Origin of the sequence: Neochlamydia sp. TUME1 (assembly GCF_000813645.1) — a bacterium.
Taxonomy (GTDB): Bacteria; Chlamydiota; Chlamydiia; order Chlamydiales; family Parachlamydiaceae; genus Neochlamydia.
This window is the reverse complement of sequence record NZ_JRXI01000092.1, coordinates 1-14,987: the sequence shown is the minus strand read 5'-3', so window position 1 is coordinate 14,987 and position 14,987 is coordinate 1. Positions and strand designations below refer to the sequence as shown.

Below are 14,987 nucleotides of genomic sequence, written 5' to 3'. Positions count from 1 at the left end.
GGCCTCGTTTACCAAAATAAACTTGCCCCCAACAGGAATTAAGCCTTGATCATAAAAGCCAGCTACAAACACCTGAATGCGTTGCTCTTGCAGAGCACTTACAGTAGGGGTTTGAAAGGAAATATAGCCGCGATCACCCAGCAACACTCCCGCTTCACGAAAAGGTTTGGGTAGCAAAATCCCTTCCCCCAAAGCAGCATCTTTAGGTAAAAACACCTTTAAATCTTCTTGCGAATTGCCTGCTTTGTAAAACCAAAAAGGAGAAAGGGGAGGAGAGTTATTAAAATGAGTTTTTATCTTAGGATGGGCAATCAGCAAATTTCCCATAGGAATACGTCCGCTAACTTGCTGTCCTTCCACTTCAAAATTCACATCAAATAGTATTTTTTGTAGATAGAGGATTTTATCTAATGATTCCAAAATGGGCAGGGCGCTCATTTGGAAACCCCCAGGAAGTTGTTTAGGTAGCGAGGCATTTTTTTGAAGGACAGTGGGAAGAGCCCATCCAGCAGGAGGAGTTTTTAGCCAATTAACCTCAGTATACTTAAAAAAAGTTTTCAATCTTTCTCTTAAGAGTTGCTGATTAACACTATCAGCTGAAGCGGGATGATCTTCTTGGACATTTTCAGAGGCAATAGAAAGAGTATAAAGTAAATTGTTAATATCAGCATCTGAAATAGGGAGCGTCGCTTTTAAAATAGCCAAATTTTCATTATCTAGAGATCCTAGGTAAGTAGCCTGTGATAAGAAGGCTTGTGTTAAAGTAGGATTAGTCTCAGGGGTTTTTCGAAGCATACGAAGACGCAAATTGCTCGCACAAACTTCATAATCACGTGCTTTTATGGAGGGAGAGTAAGGCAAATTCTTGATAATAAAAAAAGCTTTCTTTACAGGATCTTTTAGCGATCCGTCCTCTTCCCTATCAGGCTTAGGCCAATTAGAGGGAACTTCTATATCAAGCTGCGGGTCGTAGGGATCCGACTGATCAGCTCGCCATTTTTCACCAATAGTTTTCAAGGTATAGTTAGAGTTCTCGCTAATGCTGTCAATTTGGTAATAATAGGAATTATAATAAGCTTCAGTGGGCGTAAGGCGGACAGGTGCAGTAAGAGCGATTAATTTCTCTATCCAGCGTTTTTCTAAACCACTTGTTACAGAAAAAAAAACTACGATTAGCCATACTACAAGTGCGATGACTAATATGGAAATTAAACTAATAATAGACACAGACAATTGCCGCCAGCGGGGCCTTAAATATTTGCATGCGACAGATAATTCAAACATGCTTGTCCGTCATTAAATAGGGATTTAAAGGGAAGGGGAAAGGTCTATCTTTCCCTTAAGATTATTTGGTTTCTTTGAATTCAACGTGCTTACGTACCACTGGGTCAAACTTATTTAAGGTCATACGCTCGGGGCTATTTGTCTTGTTTTTAACTGTATGATAATGGTAGTGACTGGCGGAACTTTTAAGCTTAATTTTTTCTCTTTTTCTACTGGCCATTTTTTAAACTCCGAAAACTTTCAACATAATTTATAAACCTATAACTATATGGCTAAATAGCATTTTATCTCAAGAGTTAAATGTTAAAACAAGCACTTCCTGTTAAAAGAAATTCCCTTGCGGTAAACCCCATAAAAAGATTTCTTATAAATGAATTAGAAGAGGGTATGGGTCGATCCTTGATAGTAGGCCCCTTATCTTTAACTCCCAAGCTTTATTAAAGAAGATGTTAAATGCTAACAGCTTATTAACCTTTCTATGAAAAAATTGAACTTAAATTTTTTAATGATTTTCAATACGGCAGGTTCCATGAGAGGAGAGGGATTTGGAATTCTATTAACCCAAATATGCTTAGCTAAGCATTCACAAGCTAAAACCTATACAATGATTCGCACTATGCTTGCTGATTTGCTAAGAAGCACTTCCTCTCCTTTTGCATTTATTACATTTAAATACTTGAAACTTACCTAATCGTTTTAATACTTTCTATTATTTCATAAAGTTTTCATGAACGGGATTACCTTCTAGTATAAGATTTTTAAGATTAGGGACTTGAGGAGGGGGAGTTATTATCGACTGGCTGTTAAAGGAAAGCTGCTGCAACTGTAAAAACTGACTGAAGCTTGCAGGAATGGTAGCTAGCTGATTGTAGCTTAAGTCAATCGTTTGCAGTGCAGGAAGCTTTAATTTTGCTGGCAAAATGGCTAGCTGGTTGCGCCTTAAGTCCAGGTGCAGTAGAGAAGGAAGTTGTCCAATAGCTTTAGGAATAGAAGTTAATTGGTTATTGCTTAAGTGAAGCGATTGCAGCTGAGACAGCTGTGCAAGGGCTGCAGGAAGAGCATTTAACTCATTATCACTTAAATCAAGCACTTTTAACAGAAGAAGCTCTCCTATGTCGGTAGGAATAGAAGCTAATTGGTTATGGTTTAAACCGAGGGTTTGAAGCTCAGTAAGTTGGCCAATCGTTGTAGGAATGGCAGTTAGCTGGTTGTAGCTTAAGTAAAGCTCTTGTAATTTAGAGAGCTGCCCCACAGCCTTAGGAATAATGCTTAGCCGGTTGTGACTTAATTTAAGATTTTTCAGCTTAGAAAGCTGTCCTACTTCTATAGGTAAAGTATTTAGCTGGTTGTGGTCTAAATCCAGTACACGAAGCGCAGTGAGCTGCCCTATGGCGGGAGGAATCATGGTTAGTTGATTGTGGCTTAAGTAGAGCTCTTGCAGTAGAGAAAGTTGCCCTAACTGTGTAGGTAGAGTAGTTAATTGGTTGCGACTTAAGTCCACCATTTGCAGCCCCGTAAGCTGCCCAATAGCTGGAGGAATAGCAGTTAGATTATTATTAGCTAATGTTAGCCATTCCAGATTAGAAAGCTGTCCGATAGCTGTAGGCAGGGAGGCTAAATGATTATTATTCAATCCAAGCTCTCTAAGCTCAAAAAGTTGATCTATTTCTGTAGGTAAAGCGGTTAGATAATTATCGTTTAAGCCTAGCTGCCGTAAACGAGGAAGCTGCCCAATTTCTTTAGGAAGAACAGTTAGTCTATTACGATCTAAGGAAAGTTGATGTAATTGAGAAAGCTGAAAGAGTTCAGGGGGTAGAACTGCTAGCTTATTATTTTCTAATGAGAGGGATTGCAGCTGGGAAAGCTGTCCAATGGCTGCAGGGAGAGTGTTTATCTGATTATGGCTTAAATACAGTTGCTGCAGCTGAGAAAGCTGCCCAATAGCTAGGGGAAGAGCTATCAGGTGATTATTTGATGCTACAAGTTTTTTAAGTTTAGAGAGGAGACCGATAGAGGCAGGAAGAATGGTTAGCTGGTTGCCGCCTATACAAAGCTCTTGTAGCTGAGAAAGCTCTCCAACTTCTGATGGCAACAAGGTTAAGCCGGAAAAATTCAAATCTAAGCGTGTAATAGTTTTAGCATGAACTTCAATCCATTGGCTTAATAGCTCTCCTTTTTCTTTTAAAGATAGGGCTTTAATTTTTGGTTGGTTTAAGTACTCTGCTCCTCCAGGTAGCTTGCGCCATAGTAAGAGACGGTTGATATTCAGTAGATAAGAGGAATAATTAGAAAGAGTAAAAGCCCTGGATTTTTTTGGAGTCTTTTCAAGCTCTACAGGGGCAAGATAGGCCGCTAAAGTAAAAAGTTTCGAAAAGATATGAACGACTTTCTCTTCAACCGAGCAATCTGGCTTAATTTTGTAAATTTTATCTAAAATGCTAGCTTGCTCTGTAAAATCCCCGTTCTCTTCAGGAAAATGAATCTGGAGAATTTCTTTGTAAAGTGAGGACATCGAAATGGTGATGGTAGATTGAGGAGAAAGAACTTGAATATAAGTTGGGCCTGTAGGCAAATTAGTCGGAGGTGTAGGCAAAGAAGAGGTAGAAATAAAAGGTTGAGGAGCTAATGGGGAAAGCGGAGAAGAGCTTGGGTGAATCTGCTGCAGTTTCTCTGCTCCAAATTGCCTAACTTTGTTAATTTCTTCTAATAATTCTTCCGATTCTTTATCACTTACTTTTTCTTTACCCTTTGGCTCTTTGCTTTCCTGGTAGAGTAACTCTTCCTCTTGATTATCTGATATTTTTTTTAGATTTAAGTCACCTAGGACCAAAGAATCTATTCCTATCCTTGATAAGAGTCTAGGATCAAGCTGTTTAAAAAGGTTTTCATAATTAGCTTGAGATTTTTCATATGTATGAATTGATTGCATGGCGTCTTTTTTCACTAAATCTTTTAGAAATGATTCGAATTCTCCTTTTTTAGAATTATTTTTGTCCTGCAAGAGGGCTGGTAGAACGTCGTAGTTGGGTGTATACTTTTCAATAACCTTGCTATCCCGAAGGCCAAGCTTATGACAAGCTAAACAGTGAATCTCATCGTCTTTGTTGAGAGTATGCCCACAAGGCAACGAAGTAACCGCCTGCTTTGCTGGTTCTCCTACATGAGCATCTTCTGTATTCTCTGTAGGTATGGCACGAACAGTTGTCTGAGTGCTAGAAGGGAAAGTTGGCGGCATCATATTAAGCTCCATTAAGATATAAATTAGACTTTTTCTTCAAGATCAAGTTAGACTTGATTTTTTACTAAATTGCATAGACTTATTTATGATAAATGTGATCTTTTTTTTATTTTTTAGCAACTATTATCCGATAAACAAAAAAATGCTAGAAGATGTTACCTTAAATTAACATCCTATCTATTATTTTTTAAGTAAATCACTTTTATACATTCAAAGAAAATAATTATTCTTATAAAAGCAGTCTCTTTTCTTGAGGGTAAATCTTTATAAGCATAGAAATGGATGATGAATACTTACCAACAACTTCACAAGCTATGATTTATACTTCAACGGCCTAGGACTATGTTAAGAAAAAGATAGGTTTCGGAGCACCTTCTTAGGATGGATTAAAAAGAAATGGAGGTAGCAGCTTCTAGCGTCAAGTCATCTCCTTTTCCTTTATGTTTATAAATGTGGTAAGCTAGCCCCGCTATCATAGCTGCATTATCCAAGCTTAGCCCAAGAGATGGCCAATATTGTGTATAGTGGCTACCTTTTTCTATAAACATCTTACGCAGCGCTTTATTATTAGTGACGCCACCACCAAAGACTAAAGTTTTACAATTATATTTTTCTGCAGCCTGTATAGTTTTTTTCAAAATGTCGGCAAAAGCGGCATATTGAAAGGAGGCGGCTAAATCAGATTTATCAGACGTTAAGTTATAAGTGTATAAAACTCCAGTTTTTAGGCCACTAAAAGAAAAGTCAAATGGTTTACCTTTTACAGTGCCTGCTTTTAAAGGATAGCGCAAGCTAGATCCTTTCTCCGCTAACACTTCAATAGGAGGGCCGCCAGGGTAGGGCAATCCCATGATTTTAGCCACTTTATCAAAAGCTTCACCAATTGCATCATCTACGGTTTGGCCTATCAATTCATATTTCCCTATCTCGTGCATATATATAAGGCTCGTATGCCCTCCAGAAAGAACAATACCAAGACAGGGAAATTCGGCATGAGGATTTGACATGAGGGCAGCATATAGATGAGCTTCTACATGATTGACACCTACATAAGGCTTGTTCATACATAGTGCTATTGTTTTAATAGCATTTAAGCCTATAAGCACAGCGCCGATCAGCCCGGGACCATAGGCAACTGAAAAAAGGTCGATATCTTCAAGTTTGCAATTAGCTTCTTGGAGAGCTTGATCGATGACAGGAAAAAGCACATCGACGTGTTTACGGCAAGCTAGCTCCGGAACAACGCCCCCAAACTTTTGGTGTAAGTCAATTTGGGAAAAGACGACATTAGAAAGAATCTCTCTTCCGTCTTTTACTACCGCACAGGCAGTTTCATCACATGTTGTTTCAATTCCTAGGACTAGCATAAGCAATATAAGTTACTACAGAGGCTATTTGTAAATCTATTCTATTTTTTTGGGATGATAGCTTGGCTCTATTCAAATGCAAAAAAGGAAAGATAGATTAATGACAGATCGATAATGAGCTTATCATTCTAGTCGAGCTATTTTAAGACCATTCAAGTAGGCTTTTTTGCTTTTAATAAATAAGCCAGACGAGAATTTTATTTGGTGAAATGCAGCTAAAGCTAGCTAGCAAAAATTTTTAAGAAAAGCTACATTAAGTACTGTCTGCCCATGCCTTTATAAAATCCTTTATTTTAAGTTAGCAAGCTAAGATATATTTCTAATCAACACTCTTATATTTTAAAATGCATATTTAACTTTTAAATATAGTAAGGATTCATTTTGCCAGCAAAGATCTAGAGTTATCATCTAAAACCCATAAGGCTTTGTGAGTGGGTGTACCAACTTTTTGCACAGGGATTAGCTCGGGGTTATAAGGCCCCTTTAATGCTTGAAAGACCATATCTTCTTTGCCTTTTCCAAATACATATAACAAAATGTATGAAGCGGCATTAATGCAATCATAAGTAAGAGTCATGCGCCATGTGTTTTTTTGAGGGATAAAGTTACCGATAACTAAGCGATCGCGTACATGCAGGCCACTTGTCTGAGGAAAAAGTGAAGCAGTGTGCCCATCTTCTCCCATACCTAAAAGCACGGCATCAAAGTTTTTTTTTGGAATCTTAGTTTGAATCAAATCTTGATAATGCCAAGCATTCTCTTCTATATTATTTTCAGCTTGCATCCGAAAGATATTGTCCGCTTTCAGCGGCAATGCATTAAAGCCTGCTTCCATAGCATTTAAGTAATTACTCTCTGGATGAGTGGGAGGCACGCTACGCTCATCGCTCCAAAATAGCAGGACTTTTGACCAGTCAATTCTTCCGCGGTTTTCTAAAGAGGTAAGAAGTTGAAAAATAGCTTTAGGAGTACTTCCTCCCGATAACGCTACGGCAAAGTAACCCTGGTTTTCAATGCATGCATTCGCAAGCTCAATGAATTGTTCCACAGAATAAAGGAGTGCTTCTCGGTAGTTTCCAGCAGCTACCACATCTCTTCTATCATCAAACACTTGTATTTTAGTTTTCCAAGAGGAATTTAGCATAAGACCTAAATATTTTTTTGATTTTACCCTAGCGTATCATGAATGTTCTCAAAGATAAAAAACTTATTATTTATCTTTACTCGTTCTAACTAATCTTTTACAACTACCTTGCTTTTTCTCACTTTAAAAAGTTAGGAAGATTAAATTAAACTCCATTTTCTTCCACTTTGTACTAGCAATTGATTAGCCTCTTCAGGTCCCCAGGTCCCGGCAGCATAATTCGGGAAGCAGGGGAGAGGATTATCTTGCCAGTGGTGGAGGATAGGTGATAATAACCTCCAGGAAGCTAGCACTTCATCTGCCCGTGCAAATAAAGTGTTGTCTCCCGACATGCAATCTAAGATTAGCCGTTCATAAGCTTCGGGAGGGGTGGCGCCAAAATAAGAGCCATACTGGAAATCCATCTTAACAGGTTGGATAGGGTTATTAATACCAGGCACTTTGCAATTAATTTTTAAAGAAATTCCTTCATCAGGTTGAATGCGTATAACTAAGACGTTCTGTTCAATTGTTTTACCTGCATCATTAAAGAGAAAGCCTGGTACAGCTTTAAAAGTAATAGCTATTTCTGTAGCTCTTTTAGGAAGCCTTTTACCTGCTCTAAGATAAAAAGGCACGCCGGACCAGCGCCAGTTATCAATAAATAACTGTAGAGCTACATAGGTTTCTACTGAGGATTGAGGATGCACGTTTTCCTCCTGCCTATATCCATTGACTGGCTGGCCGTTGATAAGGCCGGGGCCATATTGTCCGCGGATGATTAAGCGATCCATCTGATCTATAGAAAAAGGGCGAATAGATTCAATCACTTTGACTTTTTCATTATGAATGGCTTCAGCTTTAAGGCTATTGGGAGGTTCCATGCAAACAAGAGAGAGAAGCTGCATCATATGATTTTGAACGATATCTCTTAGCATGCCTGCTTCTTCAAAAAATCGACCGCGGTTGCCAATGCCTATTTCTTCGCCTACTGTAATTTGGACATTATCGACGTGGCTATTATTCCAAATGGCTTCAAAAAGAGGATTGCTAAAACGAAATACTAGGAGGTTTTGGACAGTTTCTTTACCTAGATAATGGTCTATGCGATAGATCTGTGATTCGTTTAGATACTGAGATATTTCTTTTTGCAGCTCCTTGGCAGACTTTAAGTCAAAGCCAAAAGGTTTTTCAATAATCACTCGCGACCATTTATCAGGGCTTTCTATCTCGTTGTAAATAAGGTTATGTTGGCTCAGCTTTTGAATAATAAGAGGAAAAAAACTAGGCTGAGTCGATAGATAAAAAACTCTATTTCCTTTTGTTCCATATTTAATATCTAGGTCTTCAAGTAGCTTAGCTAGCCTTATATACCCTTCATCTTCATGAAATTCGGCCATATGATAATACAATTGCTCGCTAAAAGTATTCCACATACTCTTATCTACCGGCCTTGTACGTGAAAAGCTATTAATTCCCTCCATCATCTCCTGGCGAAAGTCTTCATCCGTTTTTTTACGGCGTGCAAAGCCTACACAGGCGAAGTGAGAGGGAAGCAATTTTTCTTTATTGAGATTATAAATGGCAGGTACTAACTTACGGGCAGTCAGATCACCTGTGGCACCAAAGATTACCATGATACAGGGGGTAGCTGTTCTATGAGAACGATTGACCTCGGTAAGAGCAGGGGAAGACTCTTTAGCAATCGGAAATGTAGCTGTCGACATAAAAGTCTCCTCGAAATAGGTATTCTTTACCTGTGTTTTTAACAAACGGCTCAATATATTTCACTACAAATGAAGATATGATCGTAGGCCTTGATTGATAGTGACCTTAGGTAGATTGGGTAGGTTGAGCTTGAGAAGAACATATATTCTGATCTGATTCAACCCTTAATTGCCCCAGCGATTCAATAAATTCAAAATGTTTTTTTTCTACAGGAGTAATAGATAGACGGGAGCCTTTCTCCAAAATTTTTAGCCCTTCAAGCTGGGGGTATTTTCTTAGCTCAGATAAAGCGATAACTTGGGAAAATTTCTTTACAAACTCTACTTCTACCATCATCCAAATAGGATGATCGGGGGTAGCTTGAGGATCATAATAGGGGCTATCTTTATCCCATGCGGTGAAATCAGCATGAGCTTCCCGGCATATTCGGCAAATACCTACTATACCTGAAGGCTTTGCATTAGAATGATAAAAAAGCACTAAATCACCCTCTTTCATCCTATCACGCATAAAATTGCGGGCTTGGAAATTCCTTACACCCTCCCATTCTGAAAATCCTTCACGTTGTAAATCATCGATAGAAAAAACCGAGGGTTCGGTTTTCATTAACCAATATTGAGTGTTAGAAGCCATATGTCCCACCATGACGTAATTTCAAATGATCAAGATAATTTTGTAGGATAATGATAGCCGCAACATTGTCAACAGATTTAGCACGTTTCTTGCGATTTAGCTTCCCTTCTTTCATCGTACGTTCAGCTTGAACAGATGTAAGCCGTTCATCCCAAGAAACTACAGGAATAGAGAGTAAATTTTTTAATAGGCTTATAAAATATTGAGTTTCATCCGCCAGATAACCTCTTTTTCCATTCATTAAAAGGGGCAGCCCTATAACTAGTTCAAGCAGAGTATAATGGTTAGCTTTTTGATGCTCTTCTAAAAGTAAAACCAGCTTTTTAGCAGTATCGCTTGTTTTTTTTTCACAGCCAAGCGTCATAAAAGGTAATGCAATCGTCTTACTCTCATCAGAAACAGCGATGCCTATGCGTGCTAATCCGTAGTCTAAAGCTGCAATGCGAGTGATTGAAGGCTTTTCTACTTGGACGTCGCTCATTTTTTGGCCTGATAATCAATCATGGCTTGCACGAAAGATTTAAATAGAGGATGCGCTTGGGTAGGTTTAGATTTAAATTCAGGATGAAATTGTACACCTACCATCCAAGGATGATCTTTAATTTCAGCAATTTCACATAGCGAGGCAGATTCCAGTGTACCAGAAATGATAAAACCAGCTTTTTCCATCTGCTCTTTATATTTGTTATTAAACTCGTAACGATGGCGATGCCTTTCAGAAATTTTGTCTTGTTTATAGGCATGATGGGCTTTTGATCCTGCCTTCAAATAACAGTTATAAGCTCCCAATCGCATAGTACCGCCCATATCTTGAACAACTTTTTGTTCACTTAGCAAAGAGATCACGGGATTCTTTGTAAAGGGGTCTACTTCGGTTGTGTTAGCATCTTCCAGCTTAATTACATGTCTTGCAAATTCTACGGCCATCACTTGCATGCCAAGGCAAATGCCAAAATAAGGGATTTTACGCTCGCGACAATATTTTGCCGAAAAGATTTTTCCCATCCAGCCTCTTTCTCCAAAGCCTCCTGGAACCAAATAACCATCGCATCCTTTGATTATATTTTCTAGATCCACTCCCTCTTCTGCTAATTTATCAGCTTCATAGCATTTGATTTCTAGCTTATAACCTAAAGAAATAGCTCCATGATGCAGAGATTCAAAAACCGATTTATAAGCATCTTGGTGTTGCACATATTTACCAATGACTCCTACAGTAATCGTTCCCTTAGGATGATGGATGGTATCAAGGATTCCTTGCCAATCAGCTAAGTCAACAGGCCTATTAGGCAAATGAAGCATTTCACAAATCATTGAGTCGAGATTTTGCTCATGTAGCTTTAAAGGAACTTCATAAATGCTCGATTCAACATCTGCTTCGTCAATGACTGCTCGGCGGCTAACGTTACAAAAAAGGCTTAATTTATCTTTAACTTCTTCAGATAAAGGATTCTCGCAACGACAGATAATAATATCAGCAAAAATACCAATTTCTCTTAAAACTTGTACAGAATGTTGGGAGGGCTTGGTTTTAACTTCTCCTGCTGCTTTTAAGTAAGGGACATAAGTCAGATGTATATTTAAGCAGTTGCCTTTATTTTCATTATGAAATTGACGGATAGCTTCTAAAAAAGGTAACGATTCGATGTCGCCTACTGTTCCTCCTATTTCCACTAAAACAACATCAATATTTTCTTCTTGTTTAGTACAAATATGAATACGTTGCTTAATTTCATCGGTGATATGAGGGATAACCTGCACTGTTTTTCCTAGATAATCTCCCTGCCTCTCTCGACGAATTACTGAATTATAAATCTGCCCTGAAGTGGCATTGGAAGCATGCGATAAAGGAGAGTTGGTATAGCGATAATAATGTCCCAGGTCAAGATCAGTTTCCGCTCCATCATCGGTTACGTATACCTCACCATGTTGATAAGGACTCATCGTACCGGGATCTATATTTAAGTAAGGATCAAATTTAAGTAAGGCAATTTTGAGGCCTTTTTTTTCAAGCAGCATCGCAATAGAGGCAGCCGTCAACCCTTTTCCAAGAGATGAACAAACTCCGCCTGTTATGAACAAATATTTTGTTTGCATAATAATAGTGACTCAATTTTTTTTATATCTTCGGGATGATCAACGCTAAGACTTGCACTTCCAACTATCGCGGCTTTTATCTTGTATCCATGCTCTAAAACTTTAAGCTGCTCCAGGTCTTCTGCTAGTTGCAGGGGAGTAGTCCCTAACTTACCATAGGTAAATAAGAATTCTCGACGGAATCCGTAGATTCCAATATGTTTAAAGTAAACCGTGCGAGGATCAAATTTTGCTGAGGGATTACTAGGGATTAAGGAGCGGCTAAAGTAAAGAGCATTTCCTTGTCGATCTAAACAGCATTTAACAACAAAGGGATTTAAAGCCTCAGCTTCTGAATGAATCTTCGTAACAGCTGTGGACATCACATTATTTGAATCTTGGAGCAGTAGCTGAACCACTTCATGAATGATAGAAGGTTCTAAGCAAGGTTCATCTCCCTGTATATTCACTACTATAGCGGCTTCTTTAAAGATAGGAGTATTTTGTACAGCCTCAATTAGTCGATCTGAGCCGGTGGGACAGCCAGAAGAAGTCATGATAACCTTGCCTCCAAAGCTTTCTACATGCTCAAAAATTCTTCTATCATCTGTCGCCACGAAAACTTCATCTAAAGAAAGACATTTTTTGGTATTTTCGTAAGTTCGTTGGATGAGTGATTTGCCTAAAATAGTTGCTAAAGGCTTTCCGGGAAAGCGGGTGCTCCCATAACGTGCGGGGATAATGCCGATAATTTTCGGTAGTTTTGTTTCCGACATCTCTTCTCTTAAAATTTATAAAAAAGCAGTTTATTGCATTGGATCCATAAATTCAAGAGTTATTCGAAGAGGATGTTACTGCCTGCAAACTGCTGCTGTTTATACGAAGAAAACTAAGAGTGATTAGGAGTTCTTTTTGATAGGGGAGGGGAACTCATGCAGCCACAATCATAGAAGGCCGATAGATGAAAATTTCATAGCTTTTGCAAGTTAATAGCGCTTAAAGGTAAATTTTCCTGCATCTCTGTAGTCTTCTTATCGTATTTAGCAAGTAATTCTTCAAAATAAGAAACTGAAGGATTTCTATAAATACACACTACCTCTTTCTCTATGGCGGGAAAAATATCGGCTACATTTTTTAAAGTGATAGTATTGACATCGCGAGCAGGCTGATAATAAATCTCTCCATCAGAATAATAGTCTGTTGTTGAAAGAATCTTATAGTGAGTTAAAATTTCGATAATTTCTGCTAACTTGATCTTGGCTACCCCAAACTTATCTGAAATCTGATGAATAGTATAGGGGGTTTTGCCTTCGCAAAAATTACGAATGCAGCTGTAAATAATCATAAGAGCTAGCACACGTCGACAAGTTAGGATTGGAGGGCTGCCTTTACGCGTAGGCGCATAATTCCACGCCATAATCTCTGCTTGGTAGGCCAATTCGGCTCCAGCTAAAATGATCATCCAACTTAAATTTAACCATATTAAAAATAAAGGCAAAGCTGCGAAACTTCCATAAATAGCCCCATAGCTAGAAAGTTTTAACTGTATGTTAATATAAAACGTTTGGATAAGCTGATAGGCTGTTCCTCCTACAAGTACGCCAAGCATCCCATATTTAAATGAAATCTTTCGATTAGGCAAAAAGAAATATAAAAATGTAAATAACATCCAAGTTATCAAAAAGGGAAAGAAATGAATAAATAGATATTCAAAGAAAACTGCTTTTCCAGAAATTTCTACAATATGGGTTTTTAGATAAATAGTTAGGCTACTTGAAACGACAAAAAATAAGGGGCATATAATAATGGCTGCAATATAGTCGGTAACTTTCCTTATCCAGGAGCGTGCCCGAGGAATTTTCCAGATATCATTTAAAGCTTCTTCTACATTTCCCAAGATATTATAAACAGTCCATAATAGTAATACCACTCCCACACCAGCAATCAAGGTACTACTCGTTTCTTCCAAAAGGCTATACGCAAAGTCAATCGTATAGTTAGCAATATCAGGCTGCTTGCTAAGTTGTTCTTTGATAACTTCTTCTAAAAAGGGGGCAAAGCCAAAACCTCGAGCAAGACCAAGAATTACGGCAAGCACGGGAACAATAGACATTAAAGTAAAGTAGGTTAATGCTGCTGCACGTGCGTTGCAGTCATCTTCATAAAAACCTTTAACTGTATGACAAAATAGTTTCCATATTCTTTTCATAGATGCAGATTATATCAAACCTTAAAGTTATGCAAGCACTAGCTAGTAATAACCTAAGCAAGAAAAAAAAGGCTTTGGCCTTTAATTGCCGTTAAAAAGCAATGTAAAACTAATATCTACTGCTTGCAACTGCTCAATAGTTTTTGCGCGAGAATTCTTTTCTACTTCTTGTATTCGTCCAAAAATTATTTATCTGATATTTTTGGGATTATTTTAAGCTACTTTCCTACCCTAGACGCCCATTTGATCGTATACGTAGCTTTTGTCATCGTGGCTTTAGCCTAATCGTTTTTTCATCTCTTTCAGAGAAATAGTACCCTTTGCTTCAATCTCTTTTAAAGCTTTTTTTGCTTCATGAATATCTTGAGCAACCTCTCGGGCTTCCAAAGTTTCTAAATCCTCAATCGGTACTATCGCCACTGGTTTCTTGTGATTGGTAAGAAGAATACGTTGTTTATGGTAATTGACCTCTACGAGAATCTTTCCTAGGTGCTTTCTTGCTTGAGTAGCTGAGATACTTCTTATGTTCTTCATATTACCTCTCCTTTCACTCTCCAAGTATAACATACCGAATATATAAAATATAAACTTATATACTCGGTAAAATATTTTGTAGACAGGCAACTATTCCTCTAAACGGTTTGAAAATAGTCACTTGAAAAAATTTTCAATTTTTCTTCTTAAGAAAGATGAAAGGAGAGCACTAAAGTGAGCAAGTGGATAAGAGCGCTAATACACATGTGTCAGGCAATAAAACTTTCTATTGACCAAATGAAAAATGAGGGAAATTTAGGTAAAAGCCATTTTAAAGATCATTTAGGAGGCGTTTTCAAAGCCATATTGTCATGAAACCATCACAATTATAGAGGCTTAGAAATTTGAGGACCATAAAAACCTTGTCTACGATTTCTAAAAGTCGCAGTGCTGCATGACTTGGAACGCGAGTTCCGGATTCCCAAGATTAAACTGTCTCTATACTTACATTTAATACTCTAGCAAAAATTCATTGAGAATAATGATTTTTCTCTCTGATTCTCTTAATATCGATAGCCTTATATTTATTTAGAGGCTCTGGGATTTCGATAAGCTCTGATTTAAGCGTAACCTTTCTTTCTGAAAATGCTAAAGCTTCTTCCAGCCCTTTTTTAAGTCCTTTAAATAATTTACTCATATTTGATACTTTTTTAATTGCTTTAGCTATTTGCTTTAACTCCAATTTCTCTTCTTAGGATAAGTTTGCTTGTCCATTTTTGGAATAAATGAATAACAACAATAGGATCCCTCAATCTTCTATGTTTAATAGTATACTCTAAATCCACCCCTTTCCCA

At 37.9% G+C, this 14,987-nt stretch carries 12 protein-coding genes and 1 pseudogene; all 13 read right to left on the bottom strand.

The features are described from left to right. A pseudogene (locus DB41_RS04070) lies at positions 1–1,284 on the bottom strand (ABC transporter permease); the annotation flags it as partial. Between the two features lie 61 nt (positions 1,285–1,345). Then, positions 1,346–1,504 carry a 50S ribosomal protein L33 gene (rpmG, locus tag DB41_RS11230; RefSeq protein ID WP_079979843.1) on the bottom strand — a complete coding sequence of 53 codons (159 nt, stop codon included), beginning with the start codon at positions 1,502–1,504 and terminating at the stop codon, positions 1,346–1,348. A gap of 489 nt (positions 1,505–1,993) precedes the next feature. After that, positions 1,994–4,522: a leucine-rich repeat domain-containing protein gene (locus tag DB41_RS04060; protein ID WP_162180911.1), complete on the bottom strand. Its 2,529-nt coding sequence runs from the start codon at positions 4,520–4,522 to the stop codon at positions 1,994–1,996. A gap of 386 nt (positions 4,523–4,908) precedes the next feature. Further along, complete coding sequence (gene tsaD / locus DB41_RS04055; RefSeq protein WP_039384617.1) at positions 4,909–5,889, bottom strand: tRNA (adenosine(37)-N6)-threonylcarbamoyltransferase complex transferase subunit TsaD; 981 nt, start codon at positions 5,887–5,889, stop codon at positions 4,909–4,911. Between the two features lie 376 nt (positions 5,890–6,265). Beyond that, a complete protein-coding gene (pgl, locus tag DB41_RS04050; protein ID WP_039384616.1) occupies positions 6,266–7,033 on the bottom strand; it encodes a 6-phosphogluconolactonase in 768 nt (255 codons plus the stop codon). Between the two features lie 140 nt (positions 7,034–7,173). Continuing rightward, positions 7,174–8,649, bottom strand: coding sequence for a glucose-6-phosphate dehydrogenase (zwf, locus tag DB41_RS04045; RefSeq protein WP_368730541.1), 1,476 nt, complete (start codon positions 8,647–8,649; stop codon positions 7,174–7,176). A 196-nt stretch (positions 8,650–8,845) separates the two neighbouring features. Further along, complete coding sequence (locus tag DB41_RS04040) at positions 8,846–9,373, bottom strand: EVE domain-containing protein (protein ID WP_042238818.1); 528 nt, start codon at positions 9,371–9,373, stop codon at positions 8,846–8,848. Then, a complete protein-coding gene (gene ruvX / locus DB41_RS04035) occupies positions 9,363–9,854 on the bottom strand; it encodes a Holliday junction resolvase RuvX (RefSeq protein WP_039384610.1) in 492 nt (163 codons plus the stop codon). The genes DB41_RS04040 and ruvX overlap by 11 nt, the downstream gene beginning before the upstream one ends. Further along, the gene (locus DB41_RS04030) at positions 9,851–11,470 is read right to left on the bottom strand and encodes a CTP synthase (RefSeq protein WP_039384607.1); all 1,620 of its coding nucleotides are present in this window, start codon (positions 11,468–11,470) and stop codon (positions 9,851–9,853) included. Before DB41_RS04030 ends, ruvX begins: the two co-directional genes overlap by 4 nt. After that, the gene (gene kdsB / locus DB41_RS04025) at positions 11,446–12,225 is read right to left on the bottom strand and encodes a 3-deoxy-manno-octulosonate cytidylyltransferase (protein WP_039384606.1); all 780 of its coding nucleotides are present in this window, start codon (positions 12,223–12,225) and stop codon (positions 11,446–11,448) included. Before kdsB ends, DB41_RS04030 begins: the two co-directional genes overlap by 25 nt. A gap of 194 nt (positions 12,226–12,419) precedes the next feature. Next, positions 12,420–13,658: a YihY/virulence factor BrkB family protein gene (locus tag DB41_RS10645; RefSeq protein WP_052243879.1), complete on the bottom strand. Its 1,239-nt coding sequence runs from the start codon at positions 13,656–13,658 to the stop codon at positions 12,420–12,422. Between the two features lie 276 nt (positions 13,659–13,934). Then, a complete protein-coding gene (locus tag DB41_RS04015; protein ID WP_039384603.1) occupies positions 13,935–14,192 on the bottom strand; it encodes a type II toxin-antitoxin system prevent-host-death family antitoxin in 258 nt (85 codons plus the stop codon). A 469-nt stretch (positions 14,193–14,661) separates the two neighbouring features. Further along, positions 14,662–14,874, bottom strand: a complete 213-nt coding sequence (locus DB41_RS04010) for a hypothetical protein (RefSeq protein WP_039384601.1) — start codon at positions 14,872–14,874, stop codon at positions 14,662–14,664. Between the last annotated feature and the right edge of the window lie 113 nt (positions 14,875–14,987).